Consider the following 25,287-nt stretch of genomic DNA (forward strand, 5'->3'; position numbering starts at 1 on the left):
CGCACCCAAATTCAGCACCAATCTGCTGTTAAAGTAGTTCACCGCCCCAAATTCAGAACCGTTCTGCTTTTCGCATTCCAAACGGGCGCCCACAAGGGACGCCCCTACAGGCGATTCCGTTAACACCCAACCAATTCCACCTACCTTTTACGCCCCCATTTGGCTATAATGCAGCCCGTTTTTACAGCAGTTTTGGGTGTGGTTTGATCATAGTTCGAGTAGCGCAGTATATTTGGTTCAGAATGATCCGGCTTGGCTGGCGCTCATGGCTGAAATTAATCCCATTAATGTTCATCATTCTGGTATTGATCTCTATATTTGCTACTCCTATTCCTGATCAGCAGTACCATTTTCCCGATGAAAACACAGCAAACAGCAACTTTCATGTCGTTGAATTTAACGACGAAGGTCAGCCTCATGATTTAAAGCAGCAGCAGGCTTTGTTTGATCGTATTAAAAAGCCAGACTCTGCCACCGCAGAATTAGTGATCTTTGTGCATGGCTGGCATCAGAATGCTGCGCCAACAGACTCCAATTTCGTTGCTTTTCAGCGATATATCAAAGAGTTACAAGAGGTGGCGCCACAGAGAAACCTAATAGGTCTTTATCTGGGGTGGCGGGGTGATAAATACGATCCTTTATGGCTGGACGAATCTGATAAAGCTGAGGGCTGGTTAGAACCGCTGGATTTTCCTACCATTTTTCAGCGCAAAAGAGTATCACGTCTGGTTGGTGAACAAGGGGTAAGCCAGTTACTGGACAAGCTCGATGCAGTGGTTGAGCAAGGTCAGCTGAAACGTTACATCTTTATCGGTCATAGTTTAGGTGGTTCTGTAGCTTTGCATGCCAGTAAAGTTCGGGTAAAAAAAGCGATAGATCTGGGCAAAGATAACCCGAATTTGTATCTGTTATTAAACCCCGCAGTAACCGCCAAAGAGTATAAACCGCTCGACACTTTATTAAGCGTCGACAGGCAAAAACCTAGTATGGTGGTATTGCAGTCCAAAGGGGACTTTGCGGTAAAAGAGGCTTTTAATTTCTTAAAAGATGGTGAGCAAGCTGTGGGCAATTCCTGGGCTATTACCCACGATATAGATAAGTGCCCAAGAGGGAACTGTGAAACCCCTCTGCATTTGCACAGTAGTTTGGCTCAGCATGATGCGATACCAGGTTGTATGATGCAGTTAAATCGGTCTGGCTGGCGTATTCGCGCCAGGGTGCAGGCGCGTCGTACTATTCAAAGTTGTGATGACGCCAATATGCAGGCGGTCTGGGTACTAGCTGTGTCAGATGATATTATTTTTGGCCATAATGGTATTTTAACGCCAAGCCATGCCGGTGCTTTGGCGGAAATTTTGAGTCTGATTGATTACCACAAAAACCAAATCCCGGAAGCTATTTAGTTGTCTTTTTTACAGAACTTAATGCCATAAAATCAGCACGGTGCCAGCTACTGTCAGGCTGGCACCTAGCCAGGCGCCAATGGCAGGTCGTCTTTTATAAACCAACCATAGTAAAGGCACGACCAGCACAGGGCTGACAGACGACAGCATACCTATTAAACCTGCGTCACCTGTTTTTAACGCCTGTAAAATCAGCGTCATGCCAATCACCATCGACAACCCTGCATTAACAAACACCATGGCGAATACTTTTTTCGTCATAGGCAAATAAACCCGAGCTACTTTAAAGCCTAGCCAAAACAACAGCAGGTGAGCCAATAATGCGACCGTCATCCTTACTGCCGAAGCACTGACCGCATCGATGTCAGTTTCCATCAAGGGTTTTAACATTAAGGTCGAAGCGGCTTGGCATAAAGCCGAAGTTAAACCCAAGGCAATACCAGAGCGAAGTTGGGACTGATTCGATTCCCAATGATGTTGTTCTTCTGCTCTGCGACCGAGCACTATGGCTGTCATCACCCCTGAACTTAACAAACCACAGCCGACTAAGGTCCAGCCCCAAATGGATTCGCCTAAAAACAGATAGGCCAGCAACACTGAAAACATCGCATGAGTGGCAAATAACACTCCGGCACGGCGTGGCCCTAATCTGTTCATTGAGGCAAATAACGAGGTATCACCAATTAAAATACCTATGAGTGCCGATATGGCCAAAAGTGGCAACTGAGGCAAAGCCAAAGTTGTAAAGCCACCACTGAAATAAGCCCAGAGCCATAACATGCTAGCCGCGCAAGCTAATCGCCAGCGGGTAAAGGCAAAAGCGCCTAAATGACTGGAGGCTGTGGCAGATAATAAACTGCCAACAGCCCAACACACAGCAGCCAATAAAGCTAAGTATTCAAAAGGCACTAATAAATTCCTGAAGATAAATAACGATCACCCCGATCGCAGATAATGGCCACTATCACGGCGTTATCCAGCTGTTCGGCCAGACGTAATGCCGCATAAACAGAACCTCCTGAGCTGACACCACAAAAGATACCTTCCTGCTGCGCCAACTGACGCATAGTGTCCAGAGCCTGATCGGCCGTGATATCGATGATCTGATCGACCCGCTGCTTTTCATAAAAGCCGGGCAAATAAGCTTCTGGCCAGCGGCGAATACCAGGAATGCTGCTGCCTTCAGCGGGTTGCAAGCCGATGATTTGAATATCAGGGTTGTGCTGCTTCAGATAACGCGACACCCCCATAATAGTGCCTGTGGTGCCCATGCTGGAGACAAAATGAGTTATTTTACCCTGACTTTGTTGCCAGATCTCAGGGCCAGTCGAGGCGAAATGCGCTGCAGGATTGTCGGTGTTATTAAACTGGTCCAGCACCAAACCCACACCTTCGGCCTGCATTTTTTTGGCTAAATCACGGGCGTATTCCATACCTTGTTCTTTACTGACCAGTATCAGCTCGGCACCATAAGCCCGCATCGATGCCTTGCGCTCGTCTGTCATATTGTCCGGCATAATCAGCTTCATTTTATAGCCTTTAATAGCTGCTGCCATCGCCAGAGCTATGCCGGTATTGCCGCTGGTGGCTTCAATCAGGCAGTCGCCTGGTTTGATATCTCCCCGCGCTTCAGCCTGTTGCAACATAAAAAGGGCTGGCCTGTCTTTGACTGAGCCAGCCGGATTATTGCCTTCGAGTTTTAACAGCACAGTGCTTTGAGTGTGATTGGCCATACGTTGTAGCCGCACTAAAGGCGTCTGGCCAATATGATCTTCGAGGGTAGGGAACATAAAACCTCAGCGGGACAGAAGAAATTGAGGCTAGTGTAGCGGATCCGACTCTGTGCTTACAGACGGATCCGCTATAAGTCAGAAGCTTTATAGTCTCGACAGACGTTTAAAGTTGTCACACAAAATGGCAGTGGCTATACCCACATTCAGTGATTCTGTGTCGCTGAACGCAGGGATAGTCACAGGGTGGCTGATCACAGGTTTTAATGCAGGGCTAATACCATTGGCTTCGTTACCCATCACCAGATAACCTCCGGCTTTACTAAGCTTTAATTGATGCACAGATTCACCTTCAAGATAAGCGCCATACACAGGCATTGTGCTTTGCTCTAATACTGGCAATAGCTCCTGGTAATACATCTGCACCCGCAAAAACGAGCCTTTAGCCGCCGCTATCACTTTTGGATTGTATAAATCCACTGTGTCAGCAGAGCAGAGAATGTGGCGAATACCATACCAGTCGGCAACGCGGATAATAGTACCTAAATTACCTGGGTCGTTGATTTGATCCAACACTAACACCCAATCGCCTTGTTGCTCTTTAAATGGCAGTGCTACTGGTATTTCAGCCACTGCCAAAGCGGCGTTATTGCTACTAAAAGTACCGACCTGCACCAATTCATGCTCAGTGCATTGCTGCACCAAATCAGCTTTAGTACAAAGACCATGATGTTGTTGCAAAAACTGTTCGGTGCCAAAGACTGCCCGCACTTTCCATGAACTGTGCAGCAATTCCAGTACAGATTTTTCGCCTTCGACAAAAAACAACTGCTCGGCTTTGCGGTATTTTTTTTGCTGCAAAGAGCGGATCAATTTTGACCATTTCTGACTAATCATAAAAACCTATAAAGCAGGCCTACATTGAGGCCTGATATTTCTGTTGTCCGGCTACCCAGCTTTGTTGCACTTTGGTTTGCCATAAAGTTTCAGCAGGAGCTTTAAAAATGTCGCGATCAACCAAAATAAAATCAGCCCACATACCTGGGGCTAACGAGCCCATACTTTGATCCTGAAAGGCGCCATAGGCAGCGTCCAGAGTAAAAGATTTTAACGCCTGAGTTAACGTCAGGCGCTGTTCTGGCAACCAGCCACCTACGGGTTGATTTTGCTGATCCTGACGTGTTACTGCGGCATGAATACCGTAAAAAGGATTGGCAAGTTCTACCGGGAAATCTGAACCAGCTACTATGCGACTGCCCTGATCCACAAAGCTTTTCCAGGCATAAGCGCCGCGTAAACGGGCTATACCTAAACGATCGGCGGCCATATTTTTATCTGAAGTTGCGTGGGTAGGTTGCATTGCAGGCAGAATATGCAGCTCTGCAAAACGTGGAATATCTTTAGGCGACACAATCTGCGCATGTTCAATACGATGACGGCCTTGTTCCAATTGCTCTTTGCTTGCCAACTGCTCAAACCTGTCCAACACCAAACGGTTGGTTAAATCCCCTATGGCATGCACATTGGTTTGAAAACCAGCGTCCAGAGTCAGCTTCATGACTGCTGTTAACTTGTCTGGCTGAGTGACAAATAAACCTTTTTGGCCGGGCTGATCAGAATAAGGTTCTATTAACGCAGCTCCACGGCTGCCTAAAGCGCCGTCGCCATAAATCTTCACTGAGCGGGCTACAAACAGGTCATCTTTATCCTGTATCGGACCGGCTTTTAGCCAGTCGGCTAAATTTGGATCTGTTGCCGATAACATGGCGTAAATACGCAGCGGTAGTTTGTTGTCTTTACGCAGTTGCTGGTAACTTTGTAAGTTCGCCTGCTCTACACCTGCGTCGTGGACAGAAGTAATGCCCAAAGCCAATAAGTGCTCGAAAGCAGCGTCTAATGCGGCTAAACGTTCGGCTTCAGATTGCTGCGGAATATGTTGCTCCAGCAATAACATGGCGTTGTCTATTAACACACCTGTTGGATTGCCTTCTGCATCGCGGATAATTTCACCACCGGGCGGATCTATAGTTTCTTTGGTGATGCCTGCCAGTTGCAAAGCTTTGCTATTGGCCCAACCTGCATGACTATCAACACGAGTTAACCAGACAGGTCTATCGTTAATGCTTTCATCCAACAAGGTTTTGCCTGGAAACTGCTGTGTAGGCCACAACACCTGGTTCCAGCCACCGCCTAAAATCCATTGTGATTGCTGATGTTGTTTGGCAAAGGCTGCAACTTGAGCGACGGCCTGTGCTTCGCTGCTACTGGTGCGTAAATCAACCCTATTCAGGTTTTGGCCTAAACCCAGCACATGACCATGGCCGTCAATCAAGCCAGGTAATAAGGTTTGGCCTTTGCCGTCTAGTTGTTCTGCTTTGTTATAGGCTGCAACAGCGGCTTTATCGCCACGAGCCAATACTTTGCCTGTCTGGTTATCAAAGACAAAATGGCTGAATTCGGCAATCTGACCTTTTTCATCAAAGCCATAACCTTGAATATTGTGCAGCACTACAGGAGCTGCTGACAAAGAGCCGCTGGCAAGCAGTAATAAACTAAGCACTGAAGGTGTAAAACGAGACATAAAGGAACCCCTGGTTGGTCCGTTGCCGGACCTGCCGGGCTAACGGTATTTTTTCTTGGCTTTTTGCTGACGGACTTTTTCCCGCTCGGCTTTTTCAGCAGCTCTGGTGGCTTCCTCTAACTTAGCATTCTGCAATTCCTCTGTCACCATATCTGGCGTTTCCAGACTGACAGGGCCAAATAAACCAGCGCGAAGTTCGGTAATTAAAATGGAACCGGCTTTTTGTAAATCAACCACGCCACCTTTACGCATACAACCACGACGTTCGCCTAAGGCATCCAGTAAAGCCAGATCGTTTTCTGGCTGCTCTTTTAACTGATAACGCGCCATCACTTGTTGCGGGTAGGTTTTAAGTAAGTAATCTGCGGCAAAAATAGCGATATCTGCATAATCAAAAGCTGTGTCTTTAATGGCCCCTGTCACAGCCAAACGATAGCCACAGCTGGCTGGGCTCAGCTTGGGCCATAAAAAGCCTGGGGTGTCAGTCAGAATGACATTATTGTCTAAACGAATACGTTGTTGGATTTTAGTCACACCAGCTTCGTTGCCGGTTTTAGCAATAGTGCGGCCCGCTAACGTATTGATGATCGTCGATTTACCTACGTTAGGAATACCCATAATCATGGCGCGGGCGCCGCGGATATCTAAATTACGTTCTGGCAGCATTTGGTTGCAAAGTTGTAATAAAGCCTTGATTTGTTCAGGGTTTTGCTGACTAATAGGAATAGCTTTAATGCCTTTTTCCTGTTCAAAGCGTTCCACCCATAAGGCGGTAACAGCCGGATCTGCCAAGTCAGCTTTGTTCAGCACTTTGATGACCGGAGTGTCACCACGCAGTTCGGGCACCAAAGGGTTTTCACTGGAAAAAGGAATGCGGGCGTCCAGCATTTCGATAATGATATCGACCTGTGGCATGACCTCGGCAATTTCTTTACGGGCCTTGTGCATATGGCCTGGGAACCAGTTTATCGACATAAAAACTCTCTTGGGTTAGCCGCTTGGCGGTTGGAACAGGAAACAATTCAATATTTTACGCTGTTATCAGCTAAGGCAGGAACTTTTTTCCGGCTTAAACCTCCGATTAGCAGCTTTTTACGTAGAAGAATCTTGTAATGCATACACAACGGAGTCACAGGGAATGAAGAAGTTGAAGTATCTGGCTGGTTTAGCTATCACTGCCGTTGTGTCGGCAGCACCTTTAATGGCCTCAGAGTTTAAACAGGTCCAGGTGCAACTGGAGCACCCGGCAAACGGTGATACTTTGTTTATTGCTGGCGCAAAAGCCGTGCTGCAATCTGGTCATTCGTCCAGCAGTCGCTGGTTGAGTTGGGTTGATTTAACAACAAATACTGCAAAGCAGGTACCTATCCCAACACAAGCTCAGTTTTTTCATAAAGCTCAGGTCAAAGGTCAGCCAAGTGAAGTACTGGTCGTCTTAGGCAGTGAAGGCATTAGTTTTTTTAAACCTGAAGATAGCAGCTGGCATCGTTTACTCAACACTGAATCTTTGTACCGCACTGTGGATAGCAAAAGGTTGCTGAAACTGGACTTTGTGTATGACTTAAATAACGATGGCTTATCTGACTTTGTAGTGACAGATTTTAATGCTCATCATGTGTATATGCAGCAACAGGATGGCAGTTTTAATCAGTATTCTTTGGCTGTGGAAGCCAAATCCCGCATTTTTGATGAAAACCCGGATTACAGCAGCCGCAAAGCACGCTTTCTGGACTGGAATGGCGATGGTCGCACAGATATTGGCTTTGCCATAGACGACAGCTTGTTATTGTATCTGCAAACAGAAAGCGGTTTTTCTGCCCAGGGCCAGACGATTCAGCTTGGATTGGGTTTAACACCTGACGTTCAGGCTGAGCTGAGGGGCGGCGATGGCCGAAGCTTTAAAGGTTTGTCGATCAGCAGGTTGTACGATGTGAAAGACTTGAATAACGATGGCGTAGCCGACTTTATTGTACGTCAGGAGCAGTTTGCTGATGCTGTGGAGCAAAGCTATAGCTACCGTATTCATTATGGAACAGTTGAGCAGGGCGCTTTGCAGTTTAAAACTGAACCTGATGCGCGGATTAACACCAAGGGGATCCAGTCTGAACCTGTATTTACCGACTTAAACAACGACAAAAAGTTAGATTTTTTCACCCCAGCTGCTGAATTTGGTATTGGTACTCTGGTGCGGGCTTTACTGGCAGGCACTGCGAATATGGAACTGCAGTTTTTTCCGCAATTACCAAGTGGTAAGTTTCCGGATAAGCCTGTGTATCGGCAAGATGCCACAGCTCAGGTCAGTATTGGTAATGCGCAGGTGAATTTGCCTGTACTCAAAGCGCTGGTGTCAGAGCAGGCTCCGGCTTTGTTGTTGATAGGGGATGAAGATCATTTAAAGCTTTATCAAAGCGCTAAAGAAAAACTATTCAGCAGCAAAAGTGTTCGCTTAAAACAAGCCATACCGCTAAACGGTATGTTGGCGTCTACTGCCGATTTAGACCAAAACGGTAAAATGGATCTGATTTTGCCTTTTACTCATTTAGATCCGGAAGCTGTGCGTAACCAGCTGCATTTTTTACTACAACAATAAATTTATGGCCTTAACCAGAGTTTCATTTGTGGATAGCCATCTGCAGCAGATGGTTGTTCACACATGCCATACCAGCTTAATAGCGGATGGCCAAAACCACCTCCAGAGCTAAAGGTGGCTATATAGGCTTCTGAACCGCCTTTGTAACCCTCGCTATGGAATAGGAACTCTGGCGGTAGCTTTAAATGCAGTAACGCAGCCCATGACCAGGCTATAGCTGCCATTTCATCTGCAGGGCCATGACCAGATTGTCGGACATCAGCCTGTAGTTCTGCTCGTCCGGCTGAAGGGGTCACTGCAATGTGTCCCGCTTCATGCAAACAATCCCCTGGATAACTCAGTTTTTCCGGATCAATCAACAAGCAACCGTTCTGGATCCGCAAGCCCGGTAAAAAGCTTGCACCTGAAAACGATCTCAGTTGGTATGGCAGCCCGATCTGCTGAAAAAAAGCAATCAGTGTAGTGAGTTGCTCAGTTTTTGTTACCACTGTCTTTGTTTCCTTTTTTCACCGTTTTCCAACCAATCAACGAATACCATGTTTGATCGCTTCAAAATTAGCAATGTTCCTTTTTTATGCTAATCTGATTTCTTTATAGAATAAAAAGAACAACTTAGCTATGAGCCTTTGCCTGTTTTCTTTAATTACTAAAGCAGAGCACTTGCAGCAAATGCAGCTGGAATTGCAATTGCTGGCACAGCAGCACTGGTGTCAGCATGTGAATAAAACCGATTATCAGGGCGGCTGGGATGTATTGGCGTTACGTTGTGCCACCAAGCATCTACATGCTCACGCCATTTTGCAAAGTTTTGCCATTGAAGATGGCACAGAGTGGCAGGATTTACCTTTGCTGGAGCAGGCCCCTTACGTCAAAAATTTTCTACAGCACCTACCTGTTTCAATAAAGTCTGTACGTTTAATGCGTTTACATCCAGGTGCTGTGATTCAACCCCACAGAGATCATGGCTTGTGTCTGGAACAAGGTGAAGCTCGTTTGCATTTACCATTACAAACCAACCCTGAGTTAAAATTTTACGTGGCAGAGCAGTTGGTACCTATGCAGGAAGGTGAGCTGTGGTATATCAATGCGGATCAAACGCATAGAGTAGAAAATAAAGGGGAAGACGCCAGAATTAATCTGGTGATTGATTGTGAAGCGAATGACTGGCTAAAGGAGCAAGTCTATGCCTGATCAGTTGGGTAATCCCAAAAGACTTAGCCGCGCTGAACTGGAACTCTATGCCAGAGCTTTGCTTCAGTGCAGGTCAACAGGTCAGGCTAAACAGCTGATTGACCCTGTGCTGCGTGCCCTATGTCAACAAATCGAACTTGATTTACATCCGGCTCTGTTTACTGATCCCGGTGCCACTATCACGGCTTATGGCAAAGCTGTCTCTCCAACTACAGCTGCACAATGCGCCGAAGATCCGGACAGAGGCCGTGTTTTTATTCAGGGCTTGCATCAGGCCATTCTGGATCAGTTACAACAAAATTCTCAGAGACCAGTGCAGTTGTTGTATGCAGGCACAGGCCCTTTGGGGTGGCTGGTTTTACCTTTGTTGGCTGTATTTGATGCCAGTCAGTTGCAAGTAACGGCTTTGGATATTCACCCGCAGTCTTTGCAGAGTTTTAAAGCACTGACAGACCACTTTGGCCTGTCAGACAGAATAAAGGATTGGGTTTGTGTGGACGCCACTTTATGGCAACCCAAACCTAAGCCTGCCTTTGATCTGATTGTATCTGAGACCATGAAACATTTGCTGCAGCAGGAACCTCAGGTGCAGATTTTCAGCCATGTGCAGCAATTTCTTACTGCCAAAGGCCAGTTGATCCCACAACAAATTAAACTGGATGCCTGGCTGCAATGGCGTGAGCAGGGGCAGCAACAACAGCGCTACTTAGGGCCTTTATTTACGCTGGATAAGCAACTTTCCACTGCACTGGCTGCGGGAGATCAGTCCGCATTTTCCGGTCAGTGGCCTTTACCCGAGTTTGAGCCCGGCCCAGTTGAGTTGAAACTAACCACGGAGATCCAGGTGTATGAAACACACTGGCTGCGGGAACATCAGTCGCAACTGACAATGCCACGATATAAATCCGGATTGATGCTGGCTCCGGCTTCTGTCGTTCAGTTTCAGTATCAACAGGGGATTTACCCGGATTTTGAGTTTCAGTATCAACAGCAGTGGCCTGAATTGGTCAGCAGTGAGGATATAAGCTGTGCTGGTGTATTTCACGCCAAACGATTATGGCAAAAAACACAGCTGAAAAGGCACAGGCAAGCTGATGCAGAGTACCCGGACGAGTGGTTACTGGACAAGGCGGTGCTTGACCTTTGTGGAGTAGGGCTGGAACCTGGAATTCAGGCTTTGCATAGCTGCAGCAGACTAAGCGACTTTGTTGCCTTTTTGCAGCCTTATGTGTCGGACCTGTCGGTAAGAACAAGGATAAACCAGCAACTCAAATCCTTAAGTCAAAGCAAAACTCAGGCGGAACTACCGCAGGTATTAACCGAAGCTCAGCAGGAGTTCTGGCGCACTCAGGGGTATCTGGTGATCCCAGCTGTATTAAGCAAAGAGCAATGCCAGCAAAGTTGCGATCTGATTTGGCAGTATCTGCAGGCCAATCCGGCGCAGCCTCAAAGCTGGTACCAAAGCACAGATAAAATGCAAAAAATCATGCTGCAGCTATTTCGCCACCCTGTGCTGGATGCCAACAGGCAACAGCCTCTGATCCGTCAGGTGTACGAACAATTATGGCAACGTACAGATTTAGTGATGAGTACAGACAGGGTCAGTTTTAATCCACCTGAAACCACCGGCTGGTTTTTCCCAGGGCCTTATTTGCACTGGGATGTCGACCTGATAGCGCCAGTACCTTTTGCCACTCAGGGGCTAATTTATTTAACCGATACCACAGAGCAGCAAGGTGCTTTTTGTTGTGTGCCGGGGTTTCATCTGAAGATTGATGACTGGATTAACAGCCAATACAAAAGCCCAACTGAACTGCAGCAGCAAAACTGGACAGATTGGCCAGTCAAAGCCATAGCGGCCAAAGCCGGTGATTTAATTATCTGGCATCAGGCCCTGCCTCATGGAGCCAGCAGCAATACTGCTGAATGGCCTCGTATGGTGCACTACATCACTATGTATCCTTTGGTGGATTGATGCAAAAAGTCAGTTTGTATCACTCCTTATTGCATGATGCCAGCAGGCTGCAGGCCTTATGGCAACTGGAAGGGCTGGATGAGTTTGTTGCTTTGATGCGGCAGTATTTAGACTGGCCTGAACTTAACTTTGAGCAACTACAGCGTTTTTTAGCAGAGCAGAACCAGCAGCCATTTTGCCCCGAACTGGCCTCTTTTAGCTTGAGCTGGCAACCTTATACTTATCAGGCTCAGCGTAAAATTGTGCGCTGGGTTCCGGCTTTTCTGAAACCCTCTTTGCCTTTTTTTGAAGAGGATATAGCGCAAAGTCGTCAGAGTTTGCTGGCACAGTTGATCCAACCTTTTAGCGAGCTGGAACAGTTACTACCTCAGCGCCTGACAGTACCGGCAGTGCAACCGGCCTTGTTGATTTTTCACTGGTCCAGATGTGGCTCTACTTTGGTTTCCGGCAGTTTCGCGTTGCAGCACAACGTCAAAGTCTTATCTGAATCTATGCTGGCCAGTGATCTGCTGAATGACCACTGTTGGGCCGCGCAACAACCAGAGTTGCTGGATTTAGTGTTACGTTTGCAAGGGCGTTTGCGGCATAACGAGCAGCAACTGGTGATTAAATGCAATGCCTGGGATCTGCAGCATTGGCAATTATGGGTCAGTCTGTATCCGCGAGCTGGTGTGTTGTGTTTAATCCGTCAACCCGAAGCTGTATTGGCGTCTCATCATCATCTGGCCGGACGCCATATGGTCAGGCAACAACCTGCGCTCTGGCAAGAACCTGATCAATCAGCCTCTTTGCTGGACTATAGAATGCAGGTGATACAGCGCATGGCTACTCTGATGCATGCATTGCGGCAACAACGTGACTGTACTGTGCTGAGTTACGAGCAGCTAAAAGACTGCACACCACAGCAATTAGCCTGGATTGCCGGATTGGAGCTGACGGATGCAGAGCAAAAGCAGTGGCAGGATTTCCGGCTTTTTGATGCAAAACAGCAGGGGGTAGCTTTTCAACCCACTAAAAAATCAGCAGAAGAGCTTTTTAGTTCAGCAGAGTTAGAGCAGATCCGTTCAGAGCTACAACCTTTGTATCAGCTGTTATTGGCAAAAGGCGATTGATAACCCAACCGTTTTGCCAAAGCAGAAATTTCCTGCAGCTGACTTAAATGAGGGTATTGTGCAGAGGTCTGCACTAAACCCAGGCCAAATTGATCCACTTTATCCATAACTGGCCAGAACTCAGGGGCTGAACAGCTCAAAAACGCCGCCAGTTGTTGCTTACTTTGCTCTGAAAACAGCTGACTAAAACTCAGACTAAGCCAGTCCTGCTCAGACCATTGTTGCTGATAGTTCAGTGCCTGCCATTGCACTTCCGCCCAATACCAGAGATTTTTTTCCGCAGGGTTCAGCAGGGGCCATAACTCTTTGTATTTATGCAGCAGATCTTGTTCAGCCCCTGGCAAATAAAGATTCTTGATGGGTAAATGTGGCAAAAAAGGCGGCACAAAGGCATTCAGTTTTAACAACGAAGCCACAGTATCCAGCGGGTCTCTGTGAATATGGATCACTCTGACAGGACAATCGAGTTGTTGCCTGAACCAGTTCAGATGCCGCCAGCACGGGAAACCCGTTTCTATATAGCTTTTGCCACCATCCATCTGTTGCCTGATATAAGCCAGATGTTTTTCCAGCATTTCAGCATTAGTTTGCAGGGGGTGTTGCACTGTATTGAGATCAGGCCGGTAGCCAAAATGCAGAGGTTCATGCTGCACCACAAAATCTTTATGCCATTGCTGTAGTGTTTCGGTCAGCCATTGGGTGCCACAGCGGCCTGTAGACAATACAAAATAAGCAGTCATTTTACTTTTTTATTACGACAGAATCGGTTGGTTTACATCACTGTATAGAATTTAAACTGGAAAATCTACAATGGGTACACTATGCTGTTCCGATTAAAAGTATCAGGTTGTGTAAGTGGTTAAAGAGCTGAATCAGATATTTGAATTAAGTACTCGTATTGCTACTGCAGAGGATGAGTTGTTTTTTGAGCAGTTATTTTGCTCAACCAGGGAGTTTTTCTATGAACTGCAGCTTCCTCAGGAAATCATTCTTAATGTGCTGAAGCAACAATACAGCATGCAGCAAAGCGCCTACAAAGCAGAAGCCCCGATGGCTGTTACTTACTGGCTGGGTGTGGCAGGGCAAGCCGCTGGTAAATTGCTGTTAAACACAACTACCAGTGAAATACTGATTATGGATTTGGCTTTTGTGAAAAGCTTACGTGGCAAAGGCTACGGCTCAGCGGTGTTAAATGCAGTAAAAAAACATGCAGCACAGGCCGGTTTGAAGGTGCGTTTGTCAGTGGATAAAAACAACAATCGCGCCAGACAACTTTATTTGCGGCATGGCTTTGTAGTTGCTGCGTCATCTGACAGTCACGACTCTATGCTGTGGTGGGCTGTGCAGTAATGAAAGTGCAGTAATAAAACAGTTCTGCTCACTAAAGATCTGTGGTGAGTTGTAAATGGTGAAGTGAGGGATGGTAGTGTCTGATATCCAATGCAGTATGTTCTGGTGGTCGTGGAGCAATATTTTAACATCAGCGGTATTTCCCAAAACAAAGTGTAATCAAGATGTATCAGAGTAAAAACAAGGAATAGATATATGTCAGAACCTTTTATCGGCGAAATACGCTCAGTTGGTTTTAGTTATGCACCTCGTGGCTGGGCATTTTGTGATGGCCGCTTACTGGCTATTGCGCAATACTCAGCACTTTTCTCTTTATTGGGAACTACCTATGGTGGCGATGGACAAACCACCTTTGCATTGCCTGACTTACGTGGTCGTGTGCCCACAGGGCAAGGGCAGGGGCCTGGATTGCCTGTGACCTCTTTAGGTCAGAAGGCAGGCACGCCAAGCACTACTTTGACCGTGGCACAGTTACCTCAGCATATACCTCAAGCTACTTTTCAGGGAACAGCAGCCAGCGGTACTGTGAGCCTGCCTGTGGGCACCAGCTCAGCCAGTCCAATAGCACAACCCACAGCGGACGGTACCAGTTATCTGACAGCTACTACTGTGACTTCAGGCAGAGATCCATTGACTGTGAATGGGCTTTATACCAATACGGCTCCGACATCCCCTGCGCATTTGGGAGGCGGCACCACATCAGTTGTGGCAACAGGTACAGTCACAGTGGCTCCAGTTGGCGGCAGTCAGCCGTTTTCTATTACTCAGCCCTATTTAGGTGTGAACTTTATTATTGCTTTGCAGGGTATATTTCCGAGCCGCAACTAAACTGAAATCAGGTTTCGGAAATACAGGCGCAGGGATTGCGCCTTAGTGCGTTGGATCAAATGAATTGTATACAGGCTATGGTTGTGTTTTTTAATGGAAAGTCAGGGCAGGGAACTGAATATGAATAAAATAACTAAAGTAAAAAAATTTGGCATCAGTCTCTGCTTTTTTTGTATGACTTTTGTAGGCATGGCGCAGGCTGCTACAGTCACGCTTAATGATGTTTGGTTAGCTAATAATGCTGACGATTGGCAAATCACAGGAACAATGGCTTCGACTTCTACTAGTGTCTATTTGGATGTAAATACAGCTGCTTTTAATACTCCTCCTGTGCAGTTTGTTATTTCGAGCATTTCGGCTACAGCTTTTAACTTAGACAGCATTAGTGTCAAACCCTTCACTAACAATGATTTTCAGTTGGAATTTTTGCCCAATGGCAGTGAAGTTGGCAAATATACAACCACCATGATCAGCATTCAGTCTGGGCAGACGGTTGTTTTTAACCCTGGCCTGCAAAATATAACCTCATTCACAATCAGGTTCGTTGATTTTGGTTTCCCTGCACCGGATGGTATCTTTCAGGAAGCTCCCCGCAATCTGGATTTTCTGAGTTTTGTAACCTCCCCGGCTGTCGTTGCCCCCAGCCTTAGTGCCACAGCAGCCAACCCGACTTTCACCGAAAATGGCAGTGCGGTGGATTTGTATTCCACTGTCACAGCCAATACCAATGACAGCGGTCAGACTTTTAGTGGTATGACACTGACAGCCACCAATATCAGTAACGGTGCCAGTGAGATCCTGACTATAGGTGGAACAGATGTCGCACTGAACAACGGTAATAGTGGTTCTCTGACCGGCATTGGCAATTATAGTGTCAGTGTGACTGCAGGCACGGCCACAGTGACAGTCACTGGTATGACCCGCACTGAAGCACAAATGAATACGTTGATTAACGGCATCACGTACCGCAATACCAGCGACGATCCTGGTAGCAGCAGCAGGGTGATCACCCTGACCTCAATCACCGACAACGGTGCCAGCAATAACAGTGCTGCCCCTAATATAGCCTCTACTGTCGCTGTTACGCCAATCAATGACGCCCCCACCTTAAGCGCCACAGGGGGCACACCCACTTATACCGAAAACGGTTCAGCCGTAGATTTATTTAGTGCTGTTTCAATCAGTACAGTTGAAGCTGGTCAAACTATCTCTGGTTTGACTATGACTATTACTAATCTGGCTGATGGCAGCAGCGAGCTGTTGCGGGTTGACGGCACTGATATCACGTTGACTAATCTCACATCAGGCACCAGCACAGGTGGCAACTCAGTGGGATATTCTGTGGCTGTTGTTGACGGTACAGCCACAGTTACGTTAAGCGGCACTTTAAGCACTGCGAATGCCCAGACTGTCGTGGATGGTATGAGTTATCGTCATTCCAGTGATAATCCCACCAGTTTACCAAGCCGGGTGGTGACTCTGACAGCAGTGACTGACAGTGGCGGCACTGCGAATGGCGGAGTGAATACCACTGCATTATCCGTGAGTGCTACTGTAGCTATTACCGCTGTTAATGATGCACCATCCACTCCGGTTGACAGCAATGTCAGTGCAAACTCAGTGGAAGAAAATGCAGCCAATGGCACTTTGGTGGGGATCACCGCGGTGTCCACAGACCCCGACAGCACTGTCACCTACAGCCTGACCGATAACGCAGGCGGCCGTTTTGCTATTGACAGCAGCACCGGCGTAGTCACAGTGGCCAATGGGAGTTTGCTCGATTATGAAACCAGCACCAGCCATAACATTACCGTTCAGGCCTCTGATGGCTTATTAACGGCCAGCCAGAGCTTTAGCATTAACATTCTTGATGTGGATGACACAGGGCCTGCAGTAACCAATATCAGCTCCTCCACTAACAATGGCAGTTATAAAGCCGATGCGGTGATCAGTATTCAGATCACTTTTAATGAAAGTGTGCTCGTGACAGGTACTCCAACATTACTGCTTGAAACTGGTGACGTTGACCGCACTGCGACTTACTCCGGAGGCTCACCCGGCGCCACACTAAGTTTTAGCTACACAGTGCAAGCTGGAGATAACAGCTTAGATTTAGACTATGTCAGCAGCGCTTCATTGTCCCCAAATGGCGGAACATTAAAAGATGCGGCCACTAACGACGCGGTTCTGACCTTGCCTGCACCTGGCTCAGCTGGGTCTTTAGGGGCAAATAAAACGATAGTGATTGATACCCTTGCTCCTGCAGCTCCTTCAGTTCCTGATTTAACTGCGGGTTCAGATTCAGGCAACAGCCAGACGGATAATATTACCAATGTGACTACTCCAACCTTCACCGGAACGGCTGAGGCAAACAGCACAGTGGAAGTCTTTGCCGGAGCAACCAGTTTAGGTACTGTTGCGGCAAATGGCAGCGGGGCCTGGAGTTGGACTGTAGCTGGTGGTTCAGCCCTGGCTGACGGCAATTACAGCATTACAGCAACAGCAACAGATGCTGCAGGCAATCCTTCTGCAGCATCCTCTGGCTTGTCTGTCACTATAGATACTGCAGCGCCAGCCAAGCCTGCAGTGCCAGATTTAGCTGATGCTTCGGATACGGGCAGCAGTAACTCGGATAATCTGACCAACGCCACCAGCCTGATGTTTAACGGCACTGCAGAAGATGGCAGTACAGTCAGCCTGAGTTCCAGTGTGAACAATGCGCTTGGTACCGCCACGGCAACTGGCGGTAGCTGGAGTTTAACCACTGCAGCTGTGACCAGCGAAGGGGCTCATAACATTACCCTTACCGCTACAGATCTGGCGGGTAATATCAGTGTTGCTTCTGATCCATTGGCGATCACTCTGGATAAAATCCTACCAACCATTGGGGGTGTGGCTTTTGATCAGGGGTCTGTGACCAGCGTAAATCAGGCGGCACTGAGCTTTACTTTGGCTGGTGCTGAGGTGGGTGCAACTGCAAACTACAGTATCAGCAGCAGTACTGGTGGCACAGCAGTGACCAACTCTTTTGTGGTTGCCTCTGCAGGGCAGCAAGTGACAGGAGTAAATGTCAGCGGTTTAAATGACGGCACTTTAACTATCAGCCTGACCTTAACGGATGCTGCGGGGAACGTCAGCACTCCGGCAGTTGAAGCTACTGTAAATAAAGATGCGAATGATCCTATTATTAACTCAGTGGCTATTGCTAGTGGTAACTACAAAGCCGGAGACACTGTTAGTTTTAGCCTAACCTTTAGCGAGGCTTTGGTGTTATCAGGTGCCAATTCAGACTACAGTCTGGCTATTGATATAGGTGGAGTAACCCATCCGGCCCTGTTAACTAATAATGCTGCCGGTGTTTTAACCTTCAGCTATACAGTGCAGGCTGGTGACAATACTGCTGTTGCTGGTGTTGCCATCGCCAACAATACTTTGTCTCTGCTCAATGGCGCCACGATAAGAGATGCAGGCGGTAATGATGCGATTTTATCCTTCACTGGCACTAACAACAGCGCTGCTAAAGTGGATACCACAGCTCCTGTTATGACTGTGGTCACAGATCCGGCTCAGGCTGTGTTTGTGAATGCTGCGAATTACCAGATCAAGGGGACTCATACCGAAATTGGCCTGACCATTAACTTGTATACAGATACAGGCAATGATGGCACTGCAGACGGTGGAGTGCTGGTTAGTGCAATAGTAGATGCCGATGGTAACTGGAGTCTGATCCAACCTTTAGTGGCAGACTCGGCACACAACTATGTAGTCACAGCTGAAGATGCGGCTGGTAATACCTCGGTGGCAGTGGATGTGCCTACTATTACTGAAGATTCTATTGCTCCGTTTGCTCCTGTAGTAACCACTCCTGCAATAGCAACTGTGGTCAGCGGAGTGGTGCAGCAAGTTACAGGTACCCATGCTGAAGATGGCGTCACAATAGAAGTGTTTGTCGATACTGACAATGATGGTGAAGCAGATGACAGCACAGTGCTTGCCAGCGCTGAAGTTGGTGCAGTGGTTACCGGAACCTGGTCAATGGATGTGATTTTAACGGCAAACACTGACAACAACTTTGTGGTTATAGCAAAAGATAAAGCAGCCAATACATCTGCTGCTGTGGACGTGCCCACTATTACGGAAGATTCTGTAGCTCCTGTGGTCACTATAGCACCGCTGGCCACCGCGGACTCTACGCCTGCGTTGGCGGGTACAGTGGATGACACTACTGCCACATTAAGTTTGGTGGTAAATGGTCAAACCTATGTACCAACCAATAACGGCAACGGAGGCTGGACTTTAGCAGATAACCAGATTGCAGCCCTACCTCATGGTGTTTATGACGTAGTGGTGACGGCCACAGATGCCCAGGGTAATGTGGGAACTGATGCTTCCAGTAATGAATTAACCATAGATTTATTGTCTCCTTCAGCTTATAGCGTGGTGATTCAGCAAAGCCGTATTGATGCTGCAAATCAGACAGCGATGAGCTTTGTGTTTGCTGGTGCTGAAGTAGGCTCTACTTACACTTATGTGGTGAGTGACGGTACCAATTCAGTCACCAATACAGGAGTGGTCACGGCCGCCAATCAGCAGATTGGATCTATTGATGTTACTGGTCTGGCTGAAGGCACATTACAGCTGAGTGTTATTCTGACGGACACAGCGGGTAATGCTGGCGCAACTGCCACAGCCACTGTTGTTAAACTATACAACAGCACTCCGGTAATTTCTGGCAGCCCTGCAACCTCAGTTAATGAAGACAGCCTGTATAGCTTTACCCCTGTGGCTACGGATGCAGATGCAGGTACTACCCTGACATTCAGCATCAGCAATAAACCAACCTGGGCCAGCTTTAATACAGCCACAGGTGCGCTAACGGGAACACCAACCAATAATGATGTAGGCACAACTTCAGGCATAGTGATCAGTGTCAGCGATGGCACGGCAACAGCGTCACTGCCTGCTTTTGCTATCACAGTGGTGAATGTAAATGATGCCCCTGTTGTGACGTCAACGGCCATCACCTCTGCCACTCAAGGTTCGCCTTACAGCTATAGCTTTACAGCGACAGATGTAGATGTGGGAGATACTTTAACCCGCTCAGTTGTAACTGCTCCGGCCTGGCTGAGCTTTAATGCTGGCACAGGTGTATTGTCCGGTATTCCGGTCAATAGTGATGTGGGCGCACATGCCGTGACATTAAGAGTGACAGATGCCGCAGGTTTATTTGCAGATCAAAGCTTTACTGTCACTGTAACTAATATCAACGATGCGCCAACTATCACCGGAACTCCGGCAATTACAGTAGCTCAGGGCGCAGCTTATAGCTTCGTGCCAACGGCCGCTGATGTGGATGTAGGTACAACACTGACCTTTAGCATCGCGAATAAACCGACCTGGGCCAACTTTAATACGGCGACCGGGGCGCTCACCGGTACCCCGGGTAATGCCGATGTTGGGGCGACTGCGGGTATTGTGATTTCAGTCTCAGACGGTGAGTTAAGTGCAGCATTGCCAGCCTTTACGCTGACAGTAACCAACACCAACGATGCACCAACTATCACCGGAACTCCGGCAATTACAGTGGCTCAAGGCGCAGCCTATAGCTTCGTCCCTACAGCGGCTGACGTGGATGTCGGAACAACACTGACCTTTAGCATCGCGAATAAACCAACCTGGACCAGCTTTAATACGGCGACCGGGGCGCTCACTGGTACCCCAGGTAATGCCGATGTTGGGGCGACTGCGGGTATTGTGATTTCAGTATCAGACGGTGAGTTAAGTGCAGCATTGCCGGCCTTTACGCTGACAGTAACCAACACCAACGATGCACCAACGATCAGCGGAACACCTGCAATCACGGTAGCTCAAGGCGCAGCCTATAGCTTCGTCCCTACAGCGGCTGATGTGGATATCGGTACAACACTGACCTTTAGCATCGCCAATAAACCAACCTGGGCTAGCTTTAATACGGCGACCGGGGCGCTCACCGGTACTCCGGGTAATGCCGATGTGGGGGCGACTGCGGGTATTGTGATTTCAGTATCAGACGGTGAGTTAAGTGCAGCATTGCCGGCCTTTACGCTGACAGTAACCAACACCAACGATGCACCAACTATCACCGGAACTCCGGCAATTACAGTGGCTCAAGGCGCAGCCTATAGCTTCGTCCCTACAGCGACTGATGTGGATATAGGTACAACACTGACCTTTAGCATCGCCAATAAACCAACCTGGGCCAGCTTTAATACGGCGACCGGGGCGCTCACTGGTACCCCAGGTAATGCCGATGTGGGGGCGACTGCGGGTATTGTGATTTCAGTATCAGACGGTGAGTTAAGTGCAGCATTGCCGGCCTTTACGCTGACAGTAACTAATGTAAACGATGCACCAACGATCAGCGGAACACCTGCAATCACGTTAGCTCAGGGCGTAGCCTATAGCTTCGTCCCTACAGCGGCTGATGTGGATGTCGGAACAACACTGACCTTTAGCATCGCGAATAAACCAACATGGGCCAGCTTTAATACAGCCACAGGTGCCTTAACCGGTACTCCGGGTAATGCCGATGTTGGGGCGACTACAGGTATAGTGATTTCAGTGTCAGATGGTGAGTTAAGTGCAGCATTGCCAGCCTTTACGCTGACAGTGACTAATGTCAACGATGCACCTGTGATTAGCGGAACTCCGGCAACTACAGTAGCTCAGGGCGCGGTTTATAGCTTTACCCCAACAGCAACGGATGTGGACCCAGACACAACCTTCACCTTTAGCATCGCCAATAAACCAAGCTGGGCCAGCTTTAATACGGCGACAGGTGCCTTAACCGGTACTCCGGGTAATGCCGATGTAGGTGCTACTGCGGGTATTGTGATTTCAGTATCGGACGGTGAGTTAAGTGCAGCATTGCCAGCCTTTACGCTAACAGTCACTAATGTTAACGATGCACCTGTGATCACCTCGACGGCCATTACCTCTGCTATTCAGGATGCAGTTTATAGCTACAGCCTGACAGCGACGGACGAAGATGTGGGAGATACTCTGACCTTCAGTGCTGCCACTAAACCTGCCTGGTTAAGCTTTAACGCTGCAACTGGTTTATTAAGCGGCACACCAGCGCGAGCAGATGTAGGAAGTCATCAGATTAGTTTAGTCGTGACTGACAGTGGTGGATTAACTGCAACACAAAACTTTAGTCTGGTGGTGGTCAGCTCCAATGAGGCTCCAGTCGCAACAAATCGTTCTGCAACGTTGGAAGAAGACACAAGCCTGAGTCTGACTTTAACAGCGCAGGATCCGGATCAGGATGAACTGACCTTTGAGATTGTCACTCAGCCTGAACATGGTACAGCAACACTGCAAGGTGCCGTACTGGTGTATACACCGGAGCAGGACTTTAATGGTACAGACAGCATTGATTTTATTGCGAAAGATGCAGAGTTGAGCTCGAATATTGCCACTATCAGTCTGACTGTTACCGCAGTGAATGATAATCCTGTGGTACTGGATGACAGCTACAGCCAGCAACGCACGAACAACAATCAGTACCTGCTGAATGTACTGGCCAATGACACAGACGTGGATGGCGATACCTTAACTATTGATGGTGCTTCAAGCAGCGTTGGAACCGTTACCTTTAGTGCTGAAGGCTTAATAGTGACAGTTCCTGATCGTTATGTAGGGCCTGTCAGCCTGCGTTACACCGTCACTGATGGTAACGGAGGCCGTGCCAGTGCTAATGTCAGCCTGATTATTGAAGGCGGTGCGGCAGCTGATCTGCCAGTGATTACAGTGCCTGCCGACATTGAAGTGAATGCGACTGCACTCTTTACCCGAGTCCCTCTTGGCACTGCCACAGCAGTGGATCGTAATGGTCGTCGCCTGCGGGTGTCCTTGATCAACGGTAGTTTGTTCTTTGCTCCAGGCGAACATATCGTCTACTGGCAAGCTACTGATGCTGACGGCAATACAGCCACCGCAGCACAGAAAGTCAGTGTGAATCCGCTGATCTCGTTAAGCAAAGATCAACTGGTGACTGAAGGCAGTGATGTGGTGGTTGAGGTGATGCTCAATGGTCCGGCTCCTGTCTACCCGCTGTTAGTGCCATACAAAGTCAGTGGCAGTGCAGATGCCAATGATCATACGCTGGTGTCAGGAGTGGCGGAAATCACCTCAGGCTTAAGCACCAGTATTCGTTTTACTGTACTGGAAGATGGTCAAGCAGAAGGAGTTGAAGACATCATTATTAGCCTGGATGCCAGCGTCAATCGTGGCAGCCAACGCAGCAGTCGTATTGTGGTGACAGAAGCCAATATCGCCCCTGTTGTGTCTTTAACTGTGCAGCAGAATAGCGAAAGTCGGCTGACTGTTGGGGAAAATGACGGTCTGGTGACAGTGACAGCTACCGTAACCGACGCCAACCAGCAGGATCAGGTGAGTGGAGTATGGAGCTTTGGTCGTCTGGACAATGTGACTACAGATCAAACCCAACTGAGTTTTGATCCGGCAGAGCAAGGGCCAGGTTTGTATCAGGTCAGCTACACGGCGACAGACAATGGTACCCCTAATTTATCTGCCACCAACAGAGTCTTTATCGTGGTCAGGCCCAGTCTGCCGGCTTTAGGCTCACAAGATTCAGATGGTGATTTAATTCCTGATGATCAGGAGGGTTTTGCAGACTCAGACGGTGATGGTATTCCGGATTATCTGGATGCCATCAACGAATGTAACGTGATGCCAACCGAAACGCTTGGGCAAACAGAGTTTTTGGTTGAAGGTGACCCTGGAGTCTGTTTGCGCCTCGGTACTGTTGCGGCCGAAACTGATGCGGGTGGGTTGCAGATCGCAAAAGATGCTATTGAAGAAGATCCAGTGGCTGTAAATATTGGCGGTATCTTTGATTTTATCGCTTATGGTTTACCTGAGCAGGGTCAAAGCTATAGCCTGGTGATACCACAACGTTTACCAGTGCCCGCCAATGCAGTGTACCGTAAGTTCAGCGATGTAACGGGCTGGGTAGACTTTGTCAGCAACGAGCGTAACTCAATAGCCAGTACACAAGGTGAGCGCGGATTCTGTCCACCACCTGGTGGCGTGGAGTGGACACAAGGTTTAACTGAAGGCCACTGGTGTGTGCAGGTCACTGTAGAAGATGGTGGACCAAATGACGCCGATGGCATTGCCAACAGCGCCATTGTTGACCCTGGTGGTGTTGCAGTCGAGTTGAACGGTAACAGTCTGCCTGTTGCAGTGGCTGACCAAGCCTCAACCAGAGTCGATACCACTGTGGTTGTGAATGTTCTGGCAAATGACTCAGACCCTGACGAGGATAACTTAACCGTCAGTCAGGCGGTGGGTAGCTTCGGTACTGTGACCATTCTGGCCGATCAGCAACTCAGTTACACACCTGATCTGGACTTTATTGGCACTGATACGGTGATTTACAACATTACTGATGGTAGAGGCGGCACAGCCAGCAGTGAACTGGTGGTCAGCGTGCTGAGCAACGCAGCCCCAGTAGCGGTCGATGATGTAGCCTCTACCGACGATAAAACTGTGGTGTTGATTGCAGTATTGCTGAATGACACAGATGAAGATGGCAATACTCTGACCGTAACTAGCGCCAGTGCTGTACAAGGAAGTGTGAGCATAGAAGCAGATCAGCGGTTGCGTTATACACCAAAAAGAGGATTTGATGGGGTAGATACCATTAGCTATACCATCACAGACGGCGCTGGTGGGGAGGCAACTGCACAGGTTAGTGTCACTGTGCGGGCTTATCAGGACGTAGTTGTAGATAACAAATCAAGTGGAGGCAGTATGGCGTGGTGGATGGTGATGGTAGTAGCAGGAGCTGTGGTATTGCGTCGCCGTTCAGTACTGGGTTTAGCTGCTGTAGCGTTGTTGTCGTTTAGTCCTTTTAGCCAGAGCGCTGACTGGTATCTGCAAGGTTCCATTGGAAACAGTAAAGCCGACCAGAATCAAAGTCGTCTGGTAGAGGAATTACCCAATGGAACCATCACTGGTTTTGATGACAGTGACAGGTCTTTTGGCATCAATCTGGGTTATCAGTTGCATCCGGTTTTTGCACTGGAACTGGGTTACCTGGATTTAGGCGAAGCCAGCAGCCAAATCACCGCAGAAAGTCTGACACCAGAGCAATACCATGAACTGGTGAAAGCTGTCAGCCCTGTACTGGTGGATGGCTATACTTTGGCAGGTCGTTTTACCTTATGGCAAAACGAGCAGTTGAGTCTGGAAGTGCCTGTTGGCCTGCTGTTCTGGGATTCAGAAATAGAAAGCCGGATGAATAACACAGTGATCCGTTCTAAGAATGATGGCACAGATTTTTACCTTGGCGTTCAACTGAACTACCAACTGGCGGCGGGCTGGAAGCTGGGTGTGGGTTATCAGCAATTAAATCTGGAACCTAACGATGTAAATACCTGGCTGGTCAGTTTGCGATACAGCTTCTAGCCCTTGCCTGGCAGTTAACAAGGGTGCTTTTCAGCACCCTTGTTATTTTTA

15 protein-coding genes are annotated in these 25,287 nt (G+C 48.1%); 8 read left to right on the forward strand and 7 right to left on the reverse strand.

Annotated features, from left to right (window positions below; genetic code table 11):
• Positions 1-203: 203 nt before the first annotated feature.
• Positions 204-1,403, forward strand: a complete 1,200-nt coding sequence (locus tag LSG37_RS19725; RefSeq protein WP_233081698.1) for an alpha/beta hydrolase family protein — start codon at positions 204-206, stop codon at positions 1,401-1,403.
• A gap of 18 nt (positions 1,404-1,421) precedes the next feature.
• On the opposite strand, the gene LSG37_RS19730 is transcribed toward LSG37_RS19725, so the two are convergent.
• The 5 genes from LSG37_RS19730 to ylqF form a co-directional block, all read right to left on the reverse strand.
• Complete coding sequence (locus tag LSG37_RS19730) at positions 1,422-2,312, reverse strand: DMT family transporter (protein WP_233081700.1); 891 nt, start codon at positions 2,310-2,312, stop codon at positions 1,422-1,424.
• Positions 2,312-3,193, reverse strand: a complete 882-nt coding sequence (cysM, locus tag LSG37_RS19735; RefSeq protein WP_233081702.1) for a cysteine synthase CysM — start codon at positions 3,191-3,193, stop codon at positions 2,312-2,314. Before cysM ends, LSG37_RS19730 begins: the two co-directional genes overlap by 1 nt.
• Positions 3,194-3,280: 87 nt before the next feature.
• The gene (locus tag LSG37_RS19740; RefSeq protein WP_233081704.1) at positions 3,281-4,030 is read right to left on the reverse strand and encodes an RNA methyltransferase; all 750 of its coding nucleotides are present in this window, start codon (positions 4,028-4,030) and stop codon (positions 3,281-3,283) included.
• 19 nt (positions 4,031-4,049) lie between these two features.
• Positions 4,050-5,714 carry an amidohydrolase gene (locus tag LSG37_RS19745; RefSeq protein WP_233081706.1) on the reverse strand — a complete coding sequence of 555 codons (1,665 nt, stop codon included), beginning with the start codon at positions 5,712-5,714 and terminating at the stop codon, positions 4,050-4,052.
• Between the two features lie 39 nt (positions 5,715-5,753).
• Positions 5,754-6,689 (reverse strand): ribosome biogenesis GTPase YlqF, encoded by a 936-nt coding sequence (ylqF, locus tag LSG37_RS19750; protein WP_233081708.1) that lies wholly within the window; start codon positions 6,687-6,689, stop codon positions 5,754-5,756.
• A gap of 163 nt (positions 6,690-6,852) precedes the next feature.
• On the opposite strand from ylqF, the gene LSG37_RS19755 reads away from it, so the two are divergent.
• Positions 6,853-8,304 (forward strand): FG-GAP repeat domain-containing protein, encoded by a 1,452-nt coding sequence (locus tag LSG37_RS19755; protein WP_233081711.1) that lies wholly within the window; start codon positions 6,853-6,855, stop codon positions 8,302-8,304.
• A 2-nt stretch (positions 8,305-8,306) separates the two neighbouring features.
• On the opposite strand, the gene LSG37_RS19760 is transcribed toward LSG37_RS19755, so the two are convergent.
• Entirely contained in the window at positions 8,307-8,792 is a 486-nt protein-coding gene (locus tag LSG37_RS19760; protein ID WP_233081712.1) for a hypothetical protein, read from the reverse strand.
• Positions 8,793-8,922: 130 nt separating this feature from the next.
• Here LSG37_RS19760 and LSG37_RS19765 point away from each other — a divergent pair, with 130 nt between their 5' ends.
• The 3 genes from LSG37_RS19765 to LSG37_RS19775 are packed head-to-tail and all read left to right on the forward strand — an operon-like array spanning position 8,923 to position 12,582.
• On the forward strand, positions 8,923-9,495 hold the full coding sequence (locus LSG37_RS19765) for an aspartyl/asparaginyl beta-hydroxylase domain-containing protein (RefSeq protein WP_233081713.1): 573 nt from the start codon (positions 8,923-8,925) through the stop codon (positions 9,493-9,495).
• Positions 9,488-11,470, forward strand: a complete 1,983-nt coding sequence (locus LSG37_RS19770) for a phytanoyl-CoA dioxygenase family protein (protein WP_233081714.1) — start codon at positions 9,488-9,490, stop codon at positions 11,468-11,470. Before LSG37_RS19765 ends, LSG37_RS19770 begins: the two co-directional genes overlap by 8 nt.
• The gene (locus LSG37_RS19775) at positions 11,470-12,582 is read left to right on the forward strand and encodes a hypothetical protein (protein WP_233081715.1); all 1,113 of its coding nucleotides are present in this window, start codon (positions 11,470-11,472) and stop codon (positions 12,580-12,582) included. The genes LSG37_RS19770 and LSG37_RS19775 overlap by 1 nt, the downstream gene beginning before the upstream one ends.
• Here LSG37_RS19775 and LSG37_RS19780 read toward each other — a convergent pair.
• Complete coding sequence (locus LSG37_RS19780) at positions 12,555-13,322, reverse strand: hypothetical protein (protein WP_233081716.1); 768 nt, start codon at positions 13,320-13,322, stop codon at positions 12,555-12,557. The two genes, LSG37_RS19775 and LSG37_RS19780, sit on opposite strands and share 28 nt — an antisense overlap.
• Positions 13,323-13,437: 115 nt before the next feature.
• On the opposite strand from LSG37_RS19780, the gene LSG37_RS19785 reads away from it, so the two are divergent.
• The 3 genes from LSG37_RS19785 (at position 13,438) to LSG37_RS19795 (ending at position 25,236) form a co-directional block, all read left to right on the forward strand.
• Positions 13,438-13,932: a GNAT family N-acetyltransferase gene (locus tag LSG37_RS19785; protein WP_233081718.1), complete on the forward strand. Its 495-nt coding sequence runs from the start codon at positions 13,438-13,440 to the stop codon at positions 13,930-13,932.
• 195 nt (positions 13,933-14,127) lie between these two features.
• Complete coding sequence (locus tag LSG37_RS19790; protein WP_233081719.1) at positions 14,128-14,760, forward strand: phage tail protein; 633 nt, start codon at positions 14,128-14,130, stop codon at positions 14,758-14,760.
• A gap of 120 nt (positions 14,761-14,880) precedes the next feature.
• The gene (locus LSG37_RS19795; protein ID WP_233081720.1) at positions 14,881-25,236 is read left to right on the forward strand and encodes an Ig-like domain-containing protein; all 10,356 of its coding nucleotides are present in this window, start codon (positions 14,881-14,883) and stop codon (positions 25,234-25,236) included.
• Positions 25,237-25,287 lie beyond the last annotated feature (51 nt).

This window comes from Rheinheimera soli, assembly GCF_021290985.1.
Taxonomy (GTDB): Bacteria; Pseudomonadota; Gammaproteobacteria; order Enterobacterales; family Alteromonadaceae; genus Pararheinheimera; species Pararheinheimera soli.

Bases quoted from the DNA above. Each gene is read 5' to 3' on its own strand.
- cysM (WP_233081702.1), bottom strand. From the start codon at position 3,193: ATGTTCCCTACCCTCGAAGATCATATTGGCCAGACGCCTTTAGTGCGG.
- LSG37_RS19740 (WP_233081704.1), bottom strand. From the start codon at position 4,030: ATGATTAGTCAGAAATGGTCAAAATTGATCCGCTCTTTGCAGCAAAAA.
- LSG37_RS19745 (WP_233081706.1), bottom strand. From the start codon at position 5,714: ATGTCTCGTTTTACACCTTCAGTGCTTAGTTTATTACTGCTTGCCAGC.
- ylqF (WP_233081708.1), bottom strand. From the start codon at position 6,689: ATGTCGATAAACTGGTTCCCAGGCCATATGCACAAGGCCCGTAAAGAA.
- LSG37_RS19755 (WP_233081711.1), top strand. From the start codon at position 6,853: ATGAAGAAGTTGAAGTATCTGGCTGGTTTAGCTATCACTGCCGTTGTG.
- LSG37_RS19765 (WP_233081713.1), top strand. From the start codon at position 8,923: ATGAGCCTTTGCCTGTTTTCTTTAATTACTAAAGCAGAGCACTTGCAG.
- LSG37_RS19770 (WP_233081714.1), top strand. From the start codon at position 9,488: ATGCCTGATCAGTTGGGTAATCCCAAAAGACTTAGCCGCGCTGAACTG.
- LSG37_RS19775 (WP_233081715.1), top strand. From the start codon at position 11,470: ATGCAAAAAGTCAGTTTGTATCACTCCTTATTGCATGATGCCAGCAGG.
- LSG37_RS19780 (WP_233081716.1), bottom strand. From the start codon at position 13,322: ATGACTGCTTATTTTGTATTGTCTACAGGCCGCTGTGGCACCCAATGG.
- LSG37_RS19790 (WP_233081719.1), top strand. From the start codon at position 14,128: ATGTCAGAACCTTTTATCGGCGAAATACGCTCAGTTGGTTTTAGTTAT.
- LSG37_RS19795 (WP_233081720.1), top strand. From the start codon at position 14,881: ATGAATAAAATAACTAAAGTAAAAAAATTTGGCATCAGTCTCTGCTTT.